This window comes from Gordonia sp. 34D (assembly GCF_056682775.1).
The window spans coordinates 2,047,717-2,068,825 of sequence record NZ_CM155293.1 but is presented as its reverse complement, the minus strand read 5'-3'; the positions used below and the strand labels follow the sequence as shown (position 1 = coordinate 2,068,825).

Genomic DNA, 21,109 nt, shown 5'->3' with positions numbered 1-21,109 from the left:
ACGTCAGATGCCCAACTGGTTCGTGAGTTGACCTGCCAGGCGGGGAGAGAACGCTGACACCGCACGTAGCACCAGCGCATATCGTGGGTAGATCTCAGCGGGTCGTGTATCGACCGCACGCACCAGCCACGCGGCCGCCTCGTCGCTGCTGAGGGCAGGTGAATCGTGGTAGTCGGCGGTCGGAGCAATCATCGGGGTGCGAACGAGGGGGAAACCCGCATTGGTGACGACCACGCCCGTCCCGTTGCACTCGGCATCCAACGACCGACCAAACGAGGCGAGCGCCGATTTGGACGCCAGGTAAGCGCCGAACTTCGGCATCGCGCCAGCGCTGACACCCCATGTCACCACGTTGACGATGTGTCCGCGACGGGCATCGATCATGGCGGGCAACAGGCCCAAAATCAGAGCGACGGGCCCGAAGTAGTTCAAGGCCATAGTGCGCTGGTAGTCGTGCAATCGGTCTGCGGAGTCGAGCGTCGACCGACGGATCGATCGGCCAGCGTTGTTAATTAGCACGTCGGGAACACCGAACTGTTCGATAATCTCCGCAGCCAGGCGTGAGGCATCCTCAGTGTCCGACAGGTCTGCGGTCACCGGAATGGCTGTGCCGCCGTCAACGATGATCGAATCGCAAGTGGCCTCAAGTGCTTCCATGTGCCGCGCGACAGCCACGATCTTGGCCCCGCGGGCGGCAAACGCTCGCGCGGTGGCCTCACCAATTCCTGACGACGCTCCGGTGATAACAATGGTCTTCCCGGTGAGATCGCGGCGCGCTCCGCCGAGAATGTGCCGAATCTCGGTGACAGTGTGCGGCGGGTTCAGCAGGGTGTTGGCGACAGCCGACAGAACCGACATCACTTGTACTTTTTGATCACCGAAAGTGCCTCGTCGGCGTCAACATTCTTGGCGACGAGTTTGCCGTTCTTCACTTTCCGCACGCTATACAGGTTCGGCTTCTTGGCGTTGGCCACATGGAGCCCGGCCTTCTTGGCCTTCTTGTTGAGATCTTCCAGCACGACAGGATCGTAACGCGTCAAGATGAACAGCGCCGACCCATCCGGCCCAGCTACGCCGCTTTTGCTCATATCTGCAGGTCGCAGAGACTACTTCGCTGTGATCTGAACGCGCACTTCTTATTTCGTGGCGGCGAACATCGCCGGTGAGTTTTTCCATGGCCCGCTGGTACCGACGGTCCGTCCCCGGCAAGTCAACGAACTAGGTGCCCGCCTCAGCAGATCTCGACGCCGACCGGGGTCGAATTGTCGAGGCGGCGGGCGTAGGCGTCGCCGCCGACTCGGGCTTTGATCGCGCACGTATCGGACGCCGACGAGCCCAAATAGTAGACGGCGTAAATCGGGTTGCCGTTCAACTCCTGCCGCAGCGAAGAACACGACTGATCGGTCCGCAAGTACGACGCCCCCGGATACTGGGCAAGCGCAGAGGCGATCTCGGTCGCATAGTTGCCCGGAGTCGTCGCGTTATAGACAAAAGTCGCCGTGCTGCCGTCGCATGGCGGAGTGCTGATCGGCGTCGACAACCCCAGATCGCCCGAACCCCGCTGCGGTGCCTGAGCAGTAGTTGGCTGGTCGGTCGACTGTTGGCCAGGCACGGTTTGGGCGGCCGGCGGCTGTTGCGTCACCGTCACGGTTCCGGGTACCTGCGAGGGTCGTTGCTGTGCTGCCGACAAGGTCCGGGTGCTGTGGTCGGCAGCATTGGCCGGCACCCCCGCGTCGTCGTTGTTGCCCACCGCCATCCAAGCGACACCCCCGGCAGCCAACAGCGCGACGGCGGCAACCGCAGCGGCAATGAGCCACAGCTTTGGACCATTCTTTGCTTGCGGTTGGACTGGATACGAGGGCAGTGAGGGATACGCGAGCTGTGAGGGATTGGGGGGCTGGACGGGCGTGACCATCGTCGGACCATGTACGGCGTTGGCCGTCGCCGGAGGAAGTGCCCCGCGGCCGTTTAGGGCATCCCCGGCCGCCACCGCCAGGGCGCCAGCCGACGGGAACCGCGCCGCCGGGTTCTTCGCCATTCCCGTCGCGATGACCGCATCCATCGCGGTACCCGTTGCCGGGACCGGGCGCGACAGGTGCCCGGCGATAATCTGTTCGATACTCGTCGACGGGAACGGCTGCGTCCCGGTGAGGCATTCGTACAGGACACACGCCAGTGCGTAGACATCGCTCTGGGGACCGGGCGGCGTGTCCGTCCCGAAGCGCTCAGGTGCCATATAGGCAAACGATCCGATCGCCAAACCCGTCGACGTGAGGCGCGTTTGGCCCGCAGACTGCGCCAACCCGAAGTCGGCGAGGTAGGCGAAATCCCGTGAATCGAGCAGAATATTCTCGGGCTTCACGTCCCGGTGCAAAAGCCCGGTTGCATGCGCGGTGTCGAGAGCGCCAGCCACCTGCTCGACGATCGCGACGGCTCGCGCGGGCTCCAGCGGACCGTCCTTAATGACCGACCGGAGGTCCCGGCCGCGCACAATCCGCATATCGAGAAACAACTGACCGTCTAGTTCGCCGAAGTCGTGGATCGGAATGATATGCGGATCGTTCAGCTTCGCAACGGTCCGCGACTCCCGCATAAACCGGGCGCGGAAGTCGGCGTCGTCGGATAAGGCTTGCGGCAACAACTTCAACGCCACCGTGCGGTCCTTATCGGTGTCGACAGCTTCGTACACGTCGCCCATTCCGCCGCGACCTAGCAAACGCACCAGCCGGTAGCGACCCAGTGTGGAACCGACGCGGTCGGAAGAAGTCATCGGAATCGGTCCTTAAGGGTTCGGCGGCGAGCTATCCGGTGCTGGTGGTCCATTGAGTGCCGCCCGCAACCTATGCTCCAGTTCGGCCGCACCCGCGACGGGCAACTCAATCAAACCGTCAAGCTCCCGTCGCGCACGAGCATAAGCCTGCTGTCGTTCCTGCGGGCTCGCCGCATCGTCACTGGCAAGGTTGAGGAGCCGTTGCGCCCGGGCTAGCCGCTCCTGTTCGGCCTGGTCGAAATCGCCGCGCTTGCGGCGCCGAGCTTCCTTCTCGGCCACCTCGAGCGCCGAAACGTAGGCATGCACCGCATCGCGGTAGTGCTCCACTGCGGACGGCGACGCTTCGTCGTCGTGGGATGGTCGCAGCAGTTCGGCACGACTGCGCGCTCGGTGAAAGTCAGCGGTGAGCGGTTCGCGCATGTCAATCAGCATCGGGTAGTCGAGCAGCGTCGAAAGGTTGGTCTCGTAGGCAAACCAGCGGTCGTCGACCTTCCGATGCTCAGCGACAGCGCGCTGATACTCCCGTTTCACCGACTCAGTGTCTATGCGGCCCTTACTTTGTGCCTTGGCGACGGCGACCTTCGCTTCTTGCTTGATCCGGTACTTTTCCAAGCTGCGTTGAGCGCGTCGCTCGTTCCACGCGCTGACACCGCGGGCGACACCGCCGATCGTGCCGCCGAAAACAAAGATCAGCCACCAGTACTGCCCGATCGCACCCATCACGCCGCCCATACGTTCAGACTACGACTGGTCGCTCCCGAAGTCCGACCGCTACAGGGGGAACCCTTCCTCCATCAGGTCGATTGCCGCCAGGTAGGCCGCAAGCGGAAGCATGTGTTCGGTGGCACTTTCGGCGAGATGGAACATCACTCCCGATAGCGCCGCGACAAAGATCCGCAGCTTGGGGTCGTCGGGGCTAGACCCCAAATAGGCGGCGATGAAGTCGAGACCCTCCGCGATCGCGCGGTCCGATTCGGTCTGAAAAGTAGCTCGCAGCGCGGGCTCGGTCCGCAAGATTGCGAACCGCTCAGGATTCGACGCCCACGGGTCACTTTGGGTGATGGTCCACATTTCCGACAGCATTTGACGGACGAGCCCAAATTGGTCGAGCCCCGGCGGCATGTTTTCTAGGACCCGCTTGCGGTCGGCATCGAGATCGTCGTCGATGACGACGTGTTCTTTCGATTGGAAGTATCGAAAGAACGTGGTGTGTGAGACGTTCGCGCGTGCGGCGATCTGTGCGACGGTCGTCGACTCGTAGCCTTGCTTCGCGAACAGTTCCAGCGCTGCCGCGCGGATGTCGGCCCGGGTTTGGGCCTTCTGTCGTTCGCGGAAACCGGGCCGCGGCCCCGGGGAGGTTCCCGAGGCCGCGGCATGGCGATTGTCAGTCATTGCGTTGGGCCTAACGGGCACCACTCGGGGCGGGTGCGGCGTCATTGCCCCCGGCGTCGCCACGGTCGACGTCGACCGGTACCTCGATCCCCGGCAGGAGTCCGTTGTTGCGGACCTTTTCGCCTTCGATATCGAAGTTGATGACCAGCTTGTCGAGCCAGCGCGGCAGACCCCAGGCGCGTTCGCCCAGCAGCGACAGGATGCCCGGCACAATCACCATGCGAACCAGGAAGGCGTCAAAGAAGACGGCAATGGCGAGCGCAAAGCCCATCATCTTGGCCGTGGTGTCCGGTGCCAACATAAACGCGGCAAACACGCTGATCATGATGATCGCGGCCGAGGTGACGACGCGGGCACCGTAGCGGTAACCAGCGACGATCGCGTCCTTCGCGCTCATCCCGTGCATGAACTCCTCGCGCATGCGAGTCACCAAGAACACTTGATAGTCCATGGCTAGGCCGAACACCACGCCGATAAGGAAGATCGGTAGGAAGGCCAGCAACGGCTTGGTGTGGTCGATCAGGCCGAAGGCCCCATCGGTGAAGATGGCTGTGGTGAGACCGAACGTGGCGAGCATCGAGAAGATGAATCCCAGCGTGCCGATCAACGGAACCCACAGCGACCGGAACACGCCAATCATGATCAGGAAGGCCAAGCCAACCACGACGATCAGGTACGGAATCAGCGCGCTGTCGAGCTTCGCGGACAGGTCCGACATGATCGCTGTCTGGCCGCCGACGTGAATGACCGCGCCTTTGGCGGCAATGGCATCAGACGTACCGCGAATTGCTTCGACGAGGTCGTGGGTTTGCGATGACGACGGTGAACTGGTCGGAGTCACGATGATCATGGCCGAGTCGGCATTGGCGTTCGGATTCTTGGCGTCGGCCCCGTTGCCCATCCACGCCAGTGTCTCGGGGGCGGCGACCCCGGGCAGCGCCTTGATCTTCTGCACCGCGGTGTTCGCGGCTGCGTCGATGGTGCCGTGATCGGCATGCATCACGACCACAAGCGGTCCGGCGACACCTTCACCGAAGCCTTGCGCAATGAGCTTCTGTCCGGCGACTTGGTCGTCGGTGACCGTGTCCATGCCGATCTGCATGCCCGAGATCGGGATGGCCGCTGCGATCAAAATGGCGAGTCCGCCGAGAACAAACGGGATGGGACGCTTCACGAGGGTGCGGCCGAACTTCACGCCCAACGTGTCAACATCGGCGGATGGCTCGGCGTGCTTGATCCACGGGATGCGGGGAGAGAAAGCGAACCGGCCGAAGGCACCCAGGAGTGCCGGGATAAAGGTCAACGCGGCGAGGACTGCAATCAGGATCGCAATTGCGGCACCGAGACCCATCTGGGTAATGATCGGGATCCCGATCACCGTCAGTGCGACGACGGCAATGATCACGGTGAGGCCCGCGAAGACGACTGCGGAGCCTGCTGTGCCTGCGGCTCGACCTGCGGCGTCGGCCGGGTCACCGCCGCGCGCGGCTTCGGATCGATAGCGCGACACAATGAAGAGGGCGTAGTCGATCGAGACGGCGATACCGAGCATCGTGATGATGGCGGTGGCTGCCTGGTTGATCGACAAGACTTCTGCCGACAGCGTTACCAGCATCATCGTGAGGCCGACGCCGACAATGCCGGTGACCAGCGGAATAAACGCGGCAATGAGTGCACCGAAGGCCACGATCATAATGACGAACGCGATTGCAAAGCCGAGGAGTTCGGCGGTACCGCCCTGTTCCTGAGCTTGCATCACGCCGCTGGTGGCCTCGACCTGCAGACCGTTGGATCGGTGTGCGGCCAGAACGTCGAGCAACTGCTGCTTCTGCTCGGTTGTGACGTCCATCAGATTGATCTTCTGGTGGACAGTGATGAGGCCAACCTTGCCGTTGTCGCCAACGACGGCGCTAGCCATCTCAGGGCGGGCCGCGGCGATCGCTAGTGGGTCCATCACCGACTCGGGGACCACCTCGTCGAGCGTCTTGAGGTCAGCGACCAGGCTCTGAATTTCCTGGGAGTGGTTGGCGAGCCCGTCTTTTGCCTCCATCACGACGATGGTCGACGGTTCTGACTGCTGTTGGTTCTGCGCCGGGAAGTTCGATTCCAGCAGCGACATGGCAGCGCCGCCATCGGTTCCGGGGAGGTCGAAGTCTTGCGCGAACTTCGGTTGCAGTGCGCCGACGGCGGTCGCGGCTATCGCGAGCGCGGCGACCCACGCGGCGAGAACCCACCACTTTTTGCGGAAAGAGAATCGTCCGAGGCGGAACAGAATCGATGACATGCTAACAATTGTTAGTCAGTAACACTTTTGCCGCAACCCGAGCGGGCTGTGGTTGCCGTCACAATCGTGTCGCTAAGCGGACAAAGCGCTTCAGCCGTACTTTGGGCCCGGTATGTGGGCCCAAAGTACGGCTGAAGAGTACGGCTGAAGATCTAGCTACGGGCTGCTACAGACCCATGTCCTTGGCGATGATCGAACGCATGACCTCGCTGGTGCCGCCGTAAATACGGTTCACGCGGTTGTCGGCGTAGAGGCGAGCGATCGGGTACTCGTTCATGTAGCCGTACCCGCCGTGCAACTGCAGGCAGCGGTCGATGACGTCGGCTGCGGCCTCGGTGCAGAACAGTTTGGCCGAGGCCGCGTCGGCGCCGGACAACTCGTGATTGTCGTATGCCTCCAGTGCGCGGTCGGCGACGGCCTGCATCGCGTCGACCTTTGCCTTGCAGGCGGCGAGCTCGAACTTGGTGTTCTGGAACGCCGCGACCGGCTGGCCAAAGACCTGGCGGTCCTGGGTGTAGGCCTTGGCGAACTGCACTGCGGCGGCACCCTGCGCGTAGGCGCTGATTGCGATCGACAGTCGCTCGCGAGGCAGGTGCTGACCGAGGTAGTAGAAGCCCTTGTTCTCTTCGCCAAGGAGGTCTTCGACCGGAACCTTGACGTCGGTGAACGAAAGCTCTGCGGTGTCGGAGGTGCGCAGGCCAAGCTTGTCGAGCTTGCGGCCAACCTCATAGCCTTCGGACTTGGTATCGACCACGAGCAAGGAGATGCCGAAGCGACGGTCGGTCTCGCTCGGTGCCGAAGTGCGGGCGCAAACAATCACGCGATCGGCGTTAACGCCGCCGGTGATAAAGGTCTTGGAGCCATTGAGTACGTAGTGGCTGCCGTCTTCGGAAAGCTTCGCGGTGGTGCGCATGCCTGCCAGGTCCGAGCCGGTGCCCGGCTCGGTCATTGCGATCGCAAACATCATCTCGCCCGTTGCCATGCCAGGCAGCCAGCGGCCCTTCTGCTCCTCATTGGCGTGCTTGAGGATGTAGTGGAGGCACAGCGGAATGTGTGCGGCTGAGCCGCCGAGAGTAACGCCCGCGCGTGCCATTTCCTCGGTGACGACAGCCTCAAACTTGTACGAGTCGATGCCTGCGCCGCCGAACTCTTCGGGGATCTCGATGCCGAAGACGCCGAGCTCGCCGACCTTCAAGTAGAAGTCGCGGGGGACGATGCCCTGCTCAAGCCACTCGTCGTAGACCGGAACGATCTCGGATTCGATGAAGGCGCGAATGGTTTCGCGGAATGCTTCATGGTCTTCGTTGTAAATCTCGCGGCGCATCGCGCCACCTCCTCGATAGCTGGTGATTCTTTACAGGTTTGGGTGAAACGTGTGGTGTTAGTTGCTGACGCCAACCACTCGCAGGGCGGCATCGCCGTAGAACTCTCCGACCTGCGCGGCTGTCCAAGTGCCGTCGTCGCGGAACCAGCGGGCAATGTCGATACCGCTGCCGATAATGGCGACGGCGGCCATCCGGGCGTGGGGCGTGTGGAAGGTCTTGTTGGCGATGCCTGCGGCGAGGATCTGGTTGAACACGCTGTCGATGGCCTCGCGTAGCGCGACGATCTCGTCTCGGTGCTCGGGTTCCAGGGCGGCGAACTCGTAGTTCACCACGCGCGCCGTCACGTGCTCCTGTGCGTGATAGCGCGCGAACTCGGCGGTCGCCGCCCGCAGCTGCTCCGCGGGTTCAGTTGAGCTCGCGGCCGCTTCGCTGACTGCGCCAAGGATGGTCTCGTGGCCGAGTTTGGAAATTCGGTAGAGGAGTTCTTCCTTCGACTTGTAGTGCATGTACACCGCTGAGGGGCTCATGCCCGCAGCCGTGGCGATGTTGCGCGTACTGGTGCCGTGGAAGCCGAGTTCGGAGAACGCCGCCATTGCGCCGTCAAGCAATCGGCGACGCGTGCGTTCGGACTTGCTGGCCTGATCGGGAGGAGCGACGTTGGCGTCGGTGGGTTCCGGGGAATCGGTAGGTTCTGGCACGCGGTCCTCCTTTCAAAATTAATCAAGCGCTCGCTTAATTTGGGAACGGTATCACGACTCGCGTGCTCCGCCGCAAATCGTCCGGTTACTAAGATCGGGAACATGTACGTGAAGGTGTGCGGTTTGAAGACGATCGACGCGGTTGATGCGGCGATCGATGCCGGGGCAGACGCGATCGGCGTGGTGATGAACGACACGAGCCCCCGAGCGCTCTACGAAGACGAGGCGAGCCTGATTGTTGAGGCGGCGCGAGAGAGCGGCGGGCTAGGCCTGGACATCGTCTTGGTCGTCAACGACAAACCCGCTGCTGAAGCGGCAAAACTAGCTGTTGACCTGGGCTTTGACGTTCTGCAATTGCACGGTGAATACACCGCGGGCGACATTGCCGTCGCATCGAAGATTGTCGACCGGGTCTGGCGTGCGACGTCCCTGGCCCACGACCCGGACGCGGCCGTCGGAGCCTTCGGCGAAGAACGACTGCTGCTGGATGCACCCCGCCCGGGATCCGGTGAACGATGGGACCTCAGCGCCCTCGCCGACCGCAAACTGGTGGGGGAATGGCTTCTCGCCGGCGGGCTGAACCCCGACAATGTGGCCGACGCCATCGCCCAGGCACACCCGTGGGGCGTCGACGTCTCGAGCGGTGTGGAGTCGGCACCCGGCGTCAAAGACCTCGACGCCGTGCGCAACTTCGTTCTCGCCGCGAAGAACGCGGGCTAAGTCAGCTCGAGGGTCGCCGTTTTGTCGTTCATGATGACGACCGGCGTAACCGTCGAATAGCCTGCGGCCTCGATCTTGGCGAGGTCGACGGTCAGCAGCAGCTGTCCGGCAGTTACCGTGTCGCCGCTGGCTACGGCCGGGGCAAAGCCGTCGCCCTTCATTTTCACGGTGTCGAGACCAACGTGAATGAGGACCTCGGTGCCGTCATCGAGTCGCAAACCGATGGCGTGACCGGTCGGGAACACCGTGACAACGGTTGCATCTGCCGGCGCCACCACCTCGCCCGACGTCGGCAGAATGGCCGCGCCCGGACCCATCATGCCGCTCGCGAAAGTCTGGTCCGGGACCTCCGACAATGCGATGGCGTAACCCTTCACGGGACGCTCCAACGTCACCACCTTGCCAGTCGGCTTCGTAAGGACGGTGCCGGGTGCTTCGTCGGCCCGCTCGGCTTGGCTGATCGCGGCGTCCGCCTCGTCAATCGCCTGCTCCGCCGCTGCGACGGCCGCAGGATCGACCTCCCCGGACATGATCTTTTCCATCGCATCCTTGACGAATTGCACGTTGAGACCGTAGATCACCTGGACGGACTTACCGCCGGGCTTGATGGTCCCTGCGGCACCTGCCCGCTTGAGTGCGGCTTCGTCAATGATCGACGGGTCCGCGATCTCCATCCGAAGGCGCGTCGCGCAGTTGTCGAGTTCGGTGATGTTCGACCGGCCACCCAAAGCGTCGATGAATTTGCCCGCGGTTCCAACGAAACCGGTGGACGATCCAGCATCCTCGGACTCGTCGATCGGATCATCGTCTTCGCGGCCGGGCGTCTTGAGTTGGAAACGCAAAATGACCCAGCGGAACACAAAGAAGTAGACGAAGAACCAGAAGATTCCCATCACGATGATGATCCACGGGTTCTCGGCCATCGGGTTGGTCCAGTTCAGGACCAAGTCGACGAAGCCGCCGGAGAACCCGAAGCCCATCCGGACCGGCAGCAACTGGGCGACAGCCATCGAAATGCCCATGAACACCGCGTGGATGACGAACAAGAATGGTGCCAAGAACATGAATGCAAATTCCAGCGGTTCGGTGACGCCGACGAAAAACGACGACACCGCGCCCGACAGCAGGATGCCGTAGGCGATCTTTTTTCGGGTGGTCTTGGCCGTCACATACATGGCGAGCGCGGCACCCGGCAGGCCGAACATCATGATCGGGAAGAAGCCCGTCATGTACTGGCCGGTGACGCCGAAGGTGCCGTCGCCCGACAGGAAGTTGTTGAGGTCGTTGATGCCTGCGACGTCGAACCAGAACACCGAGTTCAGCGCGTGATGCAAGCCGAACGGAATCAGGAGGCGGTTGAAGAAGCCGTAAAGGCCGGTACCGACAGCACCGAGGCCGACGATGTGTTCACCGAACCACACCAGTCCGGTGTAGAGGAGTGGCCAGATGAACAGCAGAATCAACGCGACGATCAGCGATACGCCAGCGGTCACAATCGCGACCGAGCGGCGTCCCGAGAAAAACGACAGCGCGTCGGGCAACTTGACGTCTTTGAAGCGGTTGTAGCAAAGGGCGCCGATGATGCCGCACAGGATGCCGATGAACGCATTCTGGAACGAGCCGATGGCGAACGCCGCGTTGACATCGGGGGTCTGGACCATGAGTTGGCCGTTCTCAGTCACCAGGTGCTGGCCATCGGTGAACTTCGTAACGTCGGTGGCCGGTTCCGAGGTGTAGCCGCGGCTGAGCAACGTCATGACCGATGACGGTGCCAGGAGGCTGGTAACCACGAGCCATGACACCAGCCCTGCGAGCGCCGACGTGCCGTCGGACTTCTTGGCCATACCGATCGACACACCGACGGCAAACAGCAGTGCCATATTGTCGAGAATTGCTAGCCCAGCGGTCTGCAAAAACGATGTGACGACGTTGGTTTCGTTGTCGTTAATGCCGATGATCCAGTTGGCAATACCGACCAGGATGGCGGCCACGGGCAAAACCGCGACCGGCAACATGATCGATTTACCGAGGTTCTGTAAGAACTTCATCATGGCCTGGTGTCCATTCCGTCGGTGTCGGGCGCGTCTCGATTTGGACCTTATATGGCGGCATGCCCGGGCTGAGGCAGTTCGAGATCAGCGCTCTCCAGGGTTGCGGCGAACGAGGCGGAACACGAACGCCGTCGGTGGGGTTGAACAAGACATGGCTGAAAATATGGGTGAGTACCGAATCGAACACGACACGATGGGTGAGGTGCGAGTTCCCGCGGCCGCGCTGTGGCAGGCGCAGACGCAGCGGGCGGTCGAAAACTTCCCGATCAGTTTCCGTCCCCTTGAGTCGGCGCAGATCCGTGCGCTGGGTCTGCTGAAAGCAGCGACGGCACAGGTGAACCGGGATCTCGGCCTGCTCGATGGCACCAAAGCCGAGGCCATCATTGCGGCCGCCACCGAGATCGCCGACGGTCGCCACGACGACCAGTTCCCGATCGATGTTTTCCAGACCGGGTCGGGCACGTCGTCGAACATGAACGCCAACGAGGTTATCGCGTCGATCGCGAACGCCAACGGGGTTGCCGTGCACCCCAACGACGACGTCAACATGTCGCAGAGCTCGAACGACACCTTCCCGACCGCCACCCACCTCGCCGCGACCGAAGCCGTCGAACACGATCTGATTCCGGCATTGACGCATTTGCAGGCCACCCTTGCGACGAAGTCCGACGAGTGGCGCAGCGTGGTGAAGTCCGGCCGTACTCACCTGATGGATGCAGTACCGGTGACACTCGGTCAGGAGTTCGGGGGTTACGCCCGCCAGGTGGAGGCTGGCGTGGAGCGGCTTGAGGCGTCGCTGCCGCGCGTGGGTGAACTTCCCATCGGTGGGACCGCTGTCGGCACCGGACTCAACGCCCCCGACCGGTTCGGTTCGCTCGTCGTCGCCGAACTGGTGAAGCTCACCGAGCTAGATCACCTGTCGTTGGCTCGCGACAACTTTGAAGCACAGGCCGCCCGTGACGGCCTCGTCGAACTTTCCGGGCAATTGAAGACCGTCGCGGTGTCGCTGACGAAGATCGCAAACGATGTCCGTTGGATGGGGTCGGGGCCGCTGACGGGCTTGGGGGAGATCTCTCTGCCGGACCTGCAGCCGGGCAGCTCGATCATGCCGGGCAAGGTGAATCCCGTTCTCCCCGAAGCAGTTACGCAGGTGGCGGCGCAGGTGATCGGCAATGATGCCGCCATCACTTGGGGCGGGGGTAATGGTGCCTTCGAGCTGAACGTGTACATCCCGGTGATGGCGCGCAACGTCCTGGAGTCAGTGAAACTGCTGGCGAACGTCTCGCGGCTATTCGCTGATCGTTGCATCAGCGGCCTCGTCGCGCACGAGGACCGGTTGAAGACGCTCGCCGAGTCGTCGCCGTCGATCGTGACCCCGTTGAACTCAGCTATCGGCTACGAAGAAGCTGCCGCTGTCGCGAAGGAAGCGCTTCGGGAAGGTAAGACGATCCGTCAGACCGTCATCGACCGCGGTCTTATCGGCGACAAACTGTCCCTCGAAGAACTCGACCGTCGCCTCGATGTCCTCAAGATGGCGAACCTCGACCGCCAACGCTAAACCCGCTACTCCAAGCCCGGCGCACCGACTAGTGGTCGCCGGGCGGTTTTCGCGCCGCATCGGTGACGAAAAAGGGCAAAAAGGACCGGATTGGAGGTTGAGGCGGGAGTATGGGCGCGTAGCTCGGGCGGTTGACGGGCCGGTCGGGGGCTCGGTGAAGGTGAGGGCAGGCGATGACGGATACCACGAGCAGGCGGTTGATTTTGCCGTCGGATCGCGTGCGCACCGTCGCCGAGGTCGCCGGTCTCGGTGCGTGGGAGAGGACGGAAGAGCCAGACGCGGACAGCGGGCATGGGCGTGGTTGGTTCGTCGCCGGGATTGGCACCTTGGCGGCGACCCTGGCAGCGGTCTTCGCACTCACGTCGACGGCCGACTCGTCGCACAGCGACCTTGCCTGGATGTTCATCTTGATCGCCATCGCGCTGGCGATCCTCGGCGTGCTCATCGGTTTCGTTCTGATCATCGTGGGCTTCGATCATCTGCGCCGAGGCCCGCTGCTCTTCTATCAGTACCGCCTCGGCTTCGTCCTCGAACGCACCAAGGGGCGCGTGGGTGCCTATCGATATGACGAGACAATTGCCGACCTCATCGTCTACGAGAATGCGGCCGACGACCCGCAGTCGCAATGGGATGAGCGGGAAGTGCTGCTGACGATGCCCGACGGTTCGAGCGGCGTCATCCTACTGACACGGGACGCGGAATTTGCCACCCAGATCGCGACGCGATGCCGACCAAATGTCGGCTCAACGCCACGGCCCCGTCGACTAAATGTCGACGAGGCCGTGGCGATTGAACAAGCCCATATTTGGGAGTGAGCAGCGTTTAGCGTTCGCGAGAACGAATGCGGATGCCGCTAAGCGGAACCGTCACCGAGCCACCGGGATCGGTGAAGAAGTCATTGCCCTTGTCGTCGACGACGATGAAGGCGGGGAAGTTCTCGACCTCGATCTTCCACACGGCTTCCATGCCGAGTTCGGGGTACTCGATGATTTCCTGACTCTTGATGCAGTCCAGGGCCAGTCGTGCGGCCGGACCGCCGATGGATCCCAGGTAGAAACCGCCGTGGGATTCGCATGCGGTGGTGACCTGCTTGGAGCGGTTGCCCTTGGCGAGCATCACCATGGATCCGCCCGCAGCCTGGAACTTGTCGACGTAGCTGTCCATGCGGCCCGCGGTGGTGGGGCCGAATGAGCCGGACGCCATGCCCTCGGGGGTCTTGGCTGGTCCGGCGTAGTACACCGGGTGGTTCTTCAGGTAGTCGGGCATCGGCTCGCCAGCGTCAAGGCGCTCCTCGATCTTGGCGTGAGCGATGTCGCGTGCCACCACCAGTGGGCCCGTCAACGACAGTCGGGTCTTGACCGGGTGCTTGCTGAGTTCAGCGAGAATCTCGTCCATCGGCTGGTTGAGATCAATCTCAACCACTTCGCCGCCGGCAATGTCCTCGGCGACGCCTGCGTCGGGCATGTACTGCGCCGGGTCGGTTTCAAGCTGTTCGAGGAAGACGCCGTCGGCGGTGATCTTGCCGAGTGCCTGTCGGTCGGCCGAGCACGACACCGCGATCGCCACCGGCAGCGATGCGCCGTGACGGGGGAGACGGACCACGCGGACGTCGTGGCAGAAGTACTTGCCGCCGAACTGTGCGCCGATACCGAACGACTGCGTCAGCTTGAAGACTTCCTCTTCCAGTTCCGGGTCGCGGAAGGCGTGGCCGGTCATGTCGCCCTCGGTGGGCAGGTTGTCCAGGTAATGCGCCGAGGCGTACTTGGCGGTCTTGAGTGCAAACTCGGCCGACGTACCGCCCACGACCACCGCGAGGTGATACGGCGGGCAGGCTGCGGTGCCGAGGGAACGGATCTTCTCGTCCAGGTACTCGAGGAGTCGCTTCGGGTTCAGGATGGCCTTGGTTTCCTGGAACAGGAACGACTTGTTGGCGCTGCCGCCACCCTTGGCCATGAACAGGAACTTGTACTCGGGGCCCTTGGGGCCTTGCTCGGTTGCGTAGATCTCGATCTGCGCAGGCAGGTTGGTGCCGGTGTTGCGCTCCTCGTACATGGTGATCGGCGCGTTCTGCGAGTACCGCAGGTTGAGCTTCGTGTACGCGTCGTAGACGCCACGCGAAATCCATTCGCCGTCTTCGACGCCGGTTAGGACGCCCTCGCTCTTCTTCCCCATGACGATGGCGGTACCGGTGTCCTGGCACATGGGGAGGACGCCACCAGCGGAGATGTTGACGTTCTTGAGGAGGTCGAGGGCCACGAAGCGGTCGTTGCCCGACGCTTCGGGATCGTCGATGATCTTGCGCAGTTGCTTCAGGTGCGCGGGCCGCAGGTAGTGGCTGATGTCGTGCATCGCTTCTGCGGTCAGTTTCTGAAGCGCCTCGGGCGCCACCTTCAGGAATGTCTGGCCGTCAACTTCGATGGTCGAGACGCCTTCGGTGGTGATGAGGCGGTAGGGCGTGTCGTCCGCGCCGATCGGAAGAAGATCGGAGTAGCGGAACTCGGGGGCTGAGGCTGATTCACTCACGACTGCCATCGTATCGCTCGAACAAAACGCGCTTGCCTGCCGCCGGGGTACCGGGCGGTAGGCAAGCGCGCAGGTGGGGCGTTCTTGCGTGGGCTAAATCCCAATCGCGGTCAGCAGCACGGTGACTACGGTTGCGATGGCGAACAGTCCGTGCGCTCCGACGACGGGCAGCGGAAAGCTGGTTTCGGGGGCCTGAGCGTTGTCAGCGTTGCCTGCGCGGACGGGGAGCCAGCGGGTCACCATCAGCAGTCCGGTCAGCGCGAGCAAGACCAAGAGGCCGAGGGAAATCCACGCGAGGGCGTCAACGTCGGCGATCAGGTAGACGATCCAGAGCACCAGACCGACGACAGCCACGGCAAAGTGCGCGAAGACGACGGGTGCCGGGAGGCGCGTTCGGTTCTCGGGCTTGATGCCACCCCCGGTGACCCACTTGGCTAACAAGACGAAGCCGCCAGCCGCGGTGATGATCCAGAGGATGAGGGCTGCGATGTTCATGAGTTCTCCTTCGTTTTGGACTGGTGAATCTTTTTGGGCCGGTGAGCTAATCGCTCGATGTGCGGGTGTATCCGGTGGCTTGGGTGGCCTCGTCGGCGACGCGAACCCCATAGAGGTAGGCGAGCTTTCCACCCAGGGCTCCACCGATAGTCAGGACTGCGGCGCAGATGATGCTCAGCGTGAGTGGCCCGTAGGCGACGGCGTTGTCGAGGGACCCGACCAAGCGCCACCAGAAGCTGATGCCGAATCCGACGGTCACGGTGAGCATGAGGCTCATGTGCCAGATTGCGGTTCGGAACGCCGGGGTATCGGTGGGGATCGCGAGGAGGTCGAGGAAGCCAATGGTGGCGGCGGCCAGGGCGCCGAGAAGGCCGATGCCGATGAGCCACAGCGCGCCGCGATTGAGGAATGCCGGGTCGTCGACGATGTGCGATGCAATGTCAAAAACGATGCTTGTTACCCATGCCCCGATGGGAATTGTCACCAGAATCGGGTGGTACGGGTGACCGTAGGGGCCCGCCAGGGCGGCGCTTACTGGCTGTTTTGCCTGGTAGTTCAGGTCTGTCATGATGCCCACCTCTAAAAGTAATCAATGTTGTCGTTAGACGTGACATTACGCCAACGGAAGTTAGTTTTACAATGGGGGCATGCCACTGTTCTCCCGGATGCGAAGTGCTCGCCCGTCTGTAGACGAGATTGCTGCGGTGTCGGCCCTCGACGAGCCGACCCGCCGCCGGATCTACGATTTTGTGTGCCCCAAACGGGACGCAGTAAGCCGAGACGACGTGAGCAACGAACTGGGGATCCCACGGCAGACGGCCGCGTTTCATTTGGAGAAACTTGCCGATGCTGGATTGCTCGACGTCGAGTTTGCTCGCCGGACCGGCCGTTCGGGCCCCGGCGCTGGCCGGCCGTCGAAGCTGTATCGGCGGGCGAACAGCGAGGTCGTCGTCCAACTACCGGAGCGCGCTTACGACATCGCGGGTAGCTTGCTGGCACAAGCCGTCGAGGAGTCCGATCGCACCGGCGAATCGCCGCGCGCGTGTCTGGCGAGGAATGCCCAACAGCGGGGGCGCGAGCTTGATCTGCCCGAAGGTGCCTCGGATGAGGAACTGATGGTGGCCCTGGCTGAGTGGGGCTACGAGCCGCGGATTGAGGGCGACGACATCGTCCTGGTGAACTGCCCATTCCATGCGTTGGCGCAGCAGCACACCGGCCTGGTGTGCGGGATGAATTTGGATCTACTGTCCGGGGCGCTCGACGGTAGTTCGGAGCGGGCGCGACTGGAACCCCACGATGGCTACTGTTGCGTCCGGATCAAGCGGTCGAGGAAGTAGCTGCCTCCCGAAGGGGCGGTCAATGAATGTGCATGTCGATGTGGTTGGCGGGCTCATTGCGTCGGCCGGCGTCGATGTCTAGGAACGCTGACGCAGTGGAGTATCCGCGGCGAATGAGTTCATCGGCGCGCGAAAAGTCCATGGCGCCGACGTCGAGCGGGCATGGCGGCGGGACCACTACGAGGTTCGCCTGGCCGGTGTATTCGCGGATGTCGCGGACCAGGCGCTTGTGGACCAGCAGTGTCATCGTGTGAATCAAGGTGCTGGCAACGCCGGTTGGCGGCTTGTTGGCTGCACACGGATAGCCGCACGGCAGCACATAGATGGTGTCCGCTTTGCGGGTCATGGCGCTCGAGATAGCGGCGTTGTCGGCGACTCCGCCGTCGATCAACAGGCGGCCGTCGCGGTCGACCGGCGGCAAGAGGCCGGGGATAGCGGCGCTCGCGAGGATCGCTTCGATCGTGGGTCCAGAGTCAATGTCGACCTCATTGCCGGTAAGGAGGTCGGTGGCTACCACGGTTAACGGGATACGGGCATCTTCAATGCGGTCGAAGTTGAGGTGCTTCTCGTTGAGGGCGCGCAGGCCGTGGTCGCCAAAGATGGCGTTTTCGTGGCCGATGAGGGCGCCGACGATGTGTTTGGGATTCGGTGGAAACAATTGCCAGGTGTGCAGGCCGCGCCAGATGTCGCCGAGTTCGTCGACCACGTCGGGGCGGAATCCGCGGCCAGCTAGAAATGCGGCGTTCAGTGCACCGACCGAAGTACCGACCAACAGGTCAGGTTCTATGCTGCGCTCTGCGAGCGCACGAAGCATCCCGACCTGGATAGCGCCCAGGTTGGCTCCGCCAGACAAAACGAATGCTGTCGTCATTGCCGATACCTCCTACGCTTTCCACATTAGGACGCGGTACCGACAGCCTGCAGACGTCCGCGAAGGTGAGGTCAGCGCCAGGCGTGAAGGTGAGGTCAGCGACGCGCGGGAAGTCCGACGTCGACGCGGTGGTGCTCGAGGTCGTGGATGGCGTAGACGGCGAGCGTTTCGACCGTGAAGACTAGGTTGTCGCTGCGCAGTCCCTGTCGTTCCCAGTTGTCGTCGCCGACAAGGCGGTAGAGTTCGGCGAATCCGGCTGCTGCCGCACCCAGCTGGTCACCGACGGTTCGCGGAACCTGGGAGCCGTAGTCGGAGTCGACGGCTGTCGCATCCTGATTCCAGTCGTTGAAGCACACGGGCTGTGAATGCAGCATCGCATCGAGACGCTCGGTCATCACGGCGATCATGTCGCGGACATGGCACGCGTATTCCAGCGGAGACCAAGTCTGCGAGTCGGGGCGCGCGGTCACGTTCGGTTGAGACAAAACTGTGGACCAGCCGTCCACCGACGCGAGGATGCGGTTGGAGATGTCTGCACGCTCAACAGTGTGCGGATCGAATCCACATTCTGGGCAGGACGAGGTAATCACCCACGCCCAGTCCTTGGTCTCGGGTTCGATCGTCATTCCGCCAGCGTAATAGGCCGCACCCAGGTGTGGTAGTTCCGTAGTCCAAAGGCACGAATCGTGCGTCGTCGTGCATGAAATGGACATCGGCTGGGATAACGGCGGAGTCACTGTCGGTTGAACGGTTGACTGGGATGAGTATAGGACGAACCCGGATTACGGCAAAGGTCGTAAATTAGTCACGCCAGTCAGGGTCGGAACTCGAGCGGCAGCGCTGGCGGTTCGTTTGAAGGGGCTACAGGTGTTTGGGGTCCGATGGCTTCCTGTCACCTGTCGCACGCGGTCCGGCGGGACGTCGTAGCCTCGAAAGGGTGAGCACACGCGCGGGAATTGTCGTCACCGGAACTGAAGTGTTGTCCGGTCGGATCACCGACCGCAATGGGCCCTGGGTGTCAGCCAAGTTGCTGGAACTCGGTGTTGATGTGTTGCATCTGCTGGTGTGCGGCGACCGTCCAGCTGACCTGCATGCCCAGTTGCAGTTTCTCGTCGATCAGGGTGCCGACCTGATCGTGACGACCGGTGGGCTGGGGCCCACGGCGGACGACCTGACCGTGCCGGTCGTCGCCGCGCACACCGGCCGACCGCTGCATACCGACTGGGCGATCCGGGAAGAGATTGAGAACGTAATCCGCGGGTGGGGCAAGTACCGCGATGGCGACCTGCCCGCTCCGGTTGTTGCCGCCATCGACAAGCAGGCATTGATTCCTGAAGGAGCACAAGCGATCTCGCCGACGGGTACGGCACCCGGCGTAGCGATTCCAGCGACCCGGGAGTTCCCGGCAGTGCTCATCCTTCCGGGGCCGCCGCACGAACTACAGTCCATGTGGTCGGCCGCGATGGGGTCGGCGCCGATCGCCGCGGCGATCGCGGGCCGGGACCACTATCGCCAGGAGACGATCCTTGCTTTCGGGTTGTCGGAAGCCGACCTCGCGGTGTCGCTGCGGGACGCGGAATCCTCCGTCGAAGGCTTTGACCACCTCGAAATCACCACCTGCATGCGCGGTGGCGAACTCGAGATAGTCACTCGCTTCCAGGCCGACTCCGGCGCGGCCTATCAATCACTCGAGGACCTCATTCTGGCCCGGCACGGTGACCGCGTGTACTCGACCGACGGATCGACCGTCGACGACCTCCTCGCGCGTGCCTTGTCAGGGCGCACCATCGGGACTGCCGAATCATGCACCGGGGGAATGGTTGCCGAACGGCTCACGGAACGACCCGGATCATCGTCGTACATGCTCGGCGGCGTGGTGTCGTATGCGAATGAGGTCAAGTCGGGAGTGCTTGGCGTGCCCGCCGATCTGATCGCTGAACTCGGTGCGGTCAGTGAACCGGTCGCGGTTGCCATGGCCGAAGGAGTGCGGCGCGTCCTGGGCTGCGATGTCTCGGTGTCGACCACCGGAATCGCCGGGCCGGGCGGCGGCAGTCCGGCTAAGCCCGTCGGCACCGTGTGTTTCGGTATCGCCGTGGCTGGCAAGGACACCATCACCGTGACCCGCAGATTCCCCGGCGATCGCGACACCGTCCGTCGGCTGGCGACCGCCACAGCCCTGCACCTCGTGCTCGGTGCCCTGGGCTAACTGAGCAGTCGTGCCCGCAGCGCGGTAATCGTCGCCTGATCGATCCGCAGCCCGTAGCGGATGTACCGGTCCATGGTTCCGTAAAGGCGCTTCACTTGGTCGTAGGCGGCGGTCAGCCACGACAGTTCGACGGCCTTCTCGCGCCCGAGGTAGGCGTTCGACTTCATGAAGTCGGCCTCGATGCTCGCACGCGGAACGCCCAGGATGCTCAGCAGAATCGCGGCACCCCAACCGGTGCGGTCTTTCCCGGCAGAGCAATGGAAAACAGTGCCGCCATCGTTACGAGCGACAGCCTTCACGAGGTCACCGAAGGCGAAGTCCGACCCCCGGTACGACACCATGAACGGATACCCGACGCTCTGTCCCAGGTTCGACGAGCCGCTGGTGTAGTAGTCAATCAGCGCGCGTCCGAGCGTGATTGGGACAAACTCGTGGAACCAGATGCCGTGGTTGATGCCGACCACGTCGGCGACCTGGTATCGCATACCCGGTGGAATTTGGTCCGGCGCTTCCTGGCGTTCGGAAGCATTGCGGAGGTCGACGTCGAGTGTGATACCCGCGTCGGTCAACTTCTGTTGGTCGGACGCCGTCAGCGAACTCAACTTGTTCGACCGGAAGACCAGGCCCGACCGAACGGTCTTGCCGTCGACCGTTTGGTAACCGCCGATGTCGCGGAAGTTCGACGCCGCATCAAGGCGGACTGTGGCCGCCTCGGCCGCTCCGCTGCCGATCGTCGGCGCGAACCCCAGCATCGTGACAGCGGCAATTCCTACGACCATCGCGTGGCGAAGGCGAGACAGGCGAAGTGAGCGCATTGTTTCTCCTGGTGAGGGGGAGTGATGGCTCAGGCTACTGCGATTTTGCGAAGAATCGGCCGGG

20 protein-coding genes are annotated in these 21,109 nt (G+C 62.8%); 5 read left to right on the top strand and 15 right to left on the bottom strand.

Annotation, left to right across the window (positions count from 1 at the left end; genetic code table 11):
* Window positions 1-3 precede the first annotated feature (3 nt).
* The 8 genes from AC1L34_RS09605 to AC1L34_RS09570 form a co-directional block, all read right to left on the bottom strand.
* Window positions 4-858 (bottom strand): SDR family NAD(P)-dependent oxidoreductase, encoded by an 855-nt coding sequence (locus tag AC1L34_RS09605; RefSeq protein ID WP_424322620.1) that lies wholly within the window; start codon window positions 856-858, stop codon window positions 4-6.
* Window positions 858-1,019 (bottom strand): hypothetical protein, encoded by a 162-nt coding sequence (locus tag AC1L34_RS09600; protein ID WP_424297557.1) that lies wholly within the window; start codon window positions 1,017-1,019, stop codon window positions 858-860. Before AC1L34_RS09600 ends, AC1L34_RS09605 begins: the two co-directional genes overlap by 1 nt.
* Window positions 1,020-1,231: 212 nt before the next feature.
* Window positions 1,232-2,770 (bottom strand): protein kinase domain-containing protein, encoded by a 1,539-nt coding sequence (locus tag AC1L34_RS09595; protein WP_424325482.1) that lies wholly within the window; start codon window positions 2,768-2,770, stop codon window positions 1,232-1,234.
* 12 nt (window positions 2,771-2,782) lie between these two features.
* Complete coding sequence (locus AC1L34_RS09590) at window positions 2,783-3,502, bottom strand: hypothetical protein (RefSeq protein WP_424297561.1); 720 nt, start codon at window positions 3,500-3,502, stop codon at window positions 2,783-2,785.
* Between the two features lie 39 nt (window positions 3,503-3,541).
* A complete protein-coding gene (locus AC1L34_RS09585; protein ID WP_480034724.1) occupies window positions 3,542-4,162 on the bottom strand; it encodes a TetR family transcriptional regulator in 621 nt (206 codons plus the stop codon).
* A gap of 10 nt (window positions 4,163-4,172) precedes the next feature.
* On the bottom strand, window positions 4,173-6,446 hold the full coding sequence (locus tag AC1L34_RS09580) for an MMPL family transporter (protein ID WP_424325481.1): 2,274 nt from the start codon (window positions 6,444-6,446) through the stop codon (window positions 4,173-4,175).
* Window positions 6,447-6,612: 166 nt separating this feature from the next.
* On the bottom strand, window positions 6,613-7,770 hold the full coding sequence (locus AC1L34_RS09575) for an acyl-CoA dehydrogenase family protein (protein ID WP_424293175.1): 1,158 nt from the start codon (window positions 7,768-7,770) through the stop codon (window positions 6,613-6,615).
* 57 nt (window positions 7,771-7,827) lie between these two features.
* The gene (locus AC1L34_RS09570) at window positions 7,828-8,469 is read right to left on the bottom strand and encodes a TetR-type transcription factor C-terminal domain-containing protein (protein ID WP_424293176.1); all 642 of its coding nucleotides are present in this window, start codon (window positions 8,467-8,469) and stop codon (window positions 7,828-7,830) included.
* 102 nt (window positions 8,470-8,571) lie between these two features.
* On the opposite strand from AC1L34_RS09570, the gene AC1L34_RS09565 reads away from it, so the two are divergent.
* The gene (locus tag AC1L34_RS09565) at window positions 8,572-9,189 is read left to right on the top strand and encodes a phosphoribosylanthranilate isomerase (protein WP_424293177.1); all 618 of its coding nucleotides are present in this window, start codon (window positions 8,572-8,574) and stop codon (window positions 9,187-9,189) included.
* On the opposite strand, the gene nagE is transcribed toward AC1L34_RS09565, so the two are convergent.
* Entirely contained in the window at window positions 9,186-11,240 is a 2,055-nt protein-coding gene (nagE, locus tag AC1L34_RS09560) for an N-acetylglucosamine-specific PTS transporter subunit IIBC (RefSeq protein ID WP_424325480.1), read from the bottom strand. The two genes, AC1L34_RS09565 and nagE, sit on opposite strands and share 4 nt — an antisense overlap.
* A gap of 151 nt (window positions 11,241-11,391) precedes the next feature.
* Between nagE and AC1L34_RS09555 the strand changes: the two genes are divergently transcribed.
* Both AC1L34_RS09555 and AC1L34_RS09550 read left to right on the top strand, forming a co-directional pair.
* The gene (locus tag AC1L34_RS09555) at window positions 11,392-12,798 is read left to right on the top strand and encodes a class II fumarate hydratase (RefSeq protein WP_424322626.1); all 1,407 of its coding nucleotides are present in this window, start codon (window positions 11,392-11,394) and stop codon (window positions 12,796-12,798) included.
* Window positions 12,799-12,971: 173 nt separating this feature from the next.
* On the top strand, window positions 12,972-13,613 hold the full coding sequence (locus tag AC1L34_RS09550; protein ID WP_424293180.1) for a hypothetical protein: 642 nt from the start codon (window positions 12,972-12,974) through the stop codon (window positions 13,611-13,613).
* Window positions 13,614-13,620: 7 nt separating this feature from the next.
* Here AC1L34_RS09550 and AC1L34_RS09545 read toward each other — a convergent pair whose 3' ends face one another.
* The 3 genes from AC1L34_RS09545 to AC1L34_RS09535 all read right to left on the bottom strand — a co-directional run bounded on the left by AC1L34_RS09545 (window position 13,621) and on the right by AC1L34_RS09535 (window position 16,384).
* Window positions 13,621-15,321, bottom strand: coding sequence for a fumarate hydratase (locus AC1L34_RS09545; protein WP_424322627.1), 1,701 nt, complete (start codon window positions 15,319-15,321; stop codon window positions 13,621-13,623).
* A 93-nt stretch (window positions 15,322-15,414) separates the two neighbouring features.
* A complete protein-coding gene (locus AC1L34_RS09540; RefSeq protein ID WP_424294492.1) occupies window positions 15,415-15,816 on the bottom strand; it encodes a hypothetical protein in 402 nt (133 codons plus the stop codon).
* Window positions 15,817-15,862: 46 nt separating this feature from the next.
* On the bottom strand, window positions 15,863-16,384 hold the full coding sequence (locus AC1L34_RS09535) for a DUF2231 domain-containing protein (RefSeq protein WP_424294493.1): 522 nt from the start codon (window positions 16,382-16,384) through the stop codon (window positions 15,863-15,865).
* A 79-nt stretch (window positions 16,385-16,463) separates the two neighbouring features.
* Here AC1L34_RS09535 and AC1L34_RS09530 point away from each other — a divergent pair, with 79 nt between their 5' ends.
* Window positions 16,464-17,153: a helix-turn-helix transcriptional regulator gene (locus AC1L34_RS09530; protein WP_424294494.1), complete on the top strand. Its 690-nt coding sequence runs from the start codon at window positions 16,464-16,466 to the stop codon at window positions 17,151-17,153.
* Between the two features lie 19 nt (window positions 17,154-17,172).
* Here the strand turns inward: AC1L34_RS09530 and AC1L34_RS09525 are convergent, their stop codons facing one another.
* Complete coding sequence (locus tag AC1L34_RS09525; RefSeq protein WP_424294495.1) at window positions 17,173-18,024, bottom strand: patatin-like phospholipase family protein; 852 nt, start codon at window positions 18,022-18,024, stop codon at window positions 17,173-17,175.
* A gap of 95 nt (window positions 18,025-18,119) precedes the next feature.
* Window positions 18,120-18,650 (bottom strand): methyltransferase type 12, encoded by a 531-nt coding sequence (locus tag AC1L34_RS09520; RefSeq protein ID WP_424294496.1) that lies wholly within the window; start codon window positions 18,648-18,650, stop codon window positions 18,120-18,122.
* A 311-nt stretch (window positions 18,651-18,961) separates the two neighbouring features.
* Here AC1L34_RS09520 and AC1L34_RS09515 point away from each other — a divergent pair, with 311 nt between their 5' ends.
* The gene (locus tag AC1L34_RS09515) at window positions 18,962-20,230 is read left to right on the top strand and encodes a competence/damage-inducible protein A (RefSeq protein ID WP_480034723.1); all 1,269 of its coding nucleotides are present in this window, start codon (window positions 18,962-18,964) and stop codon (window positions 20,228-20,230) included.
* On the opposite strand, the gene AC1L34_RS09510 is transcribed toward AC1L34_RS09515, so the two are convergent.
* On the bottom strand, window positions 20,227-21,045 hold the full coding sequence (locus AC1L34_RS09510; RefSeq protein ID WP_424322634.1) for a tyrosine-protein phosphatase: 819 nt from the start codon (window positions 21,043-21,045) through the stop codon (window positions 20,227-20,229). The two genes, AC1L34_RS09515 and AC1L34_RS09510, sit on opposite strands and share 4 nt — an antisense overlap.
* Window positions 21,046-21,109: the final 64 nt, after the last annotated feature.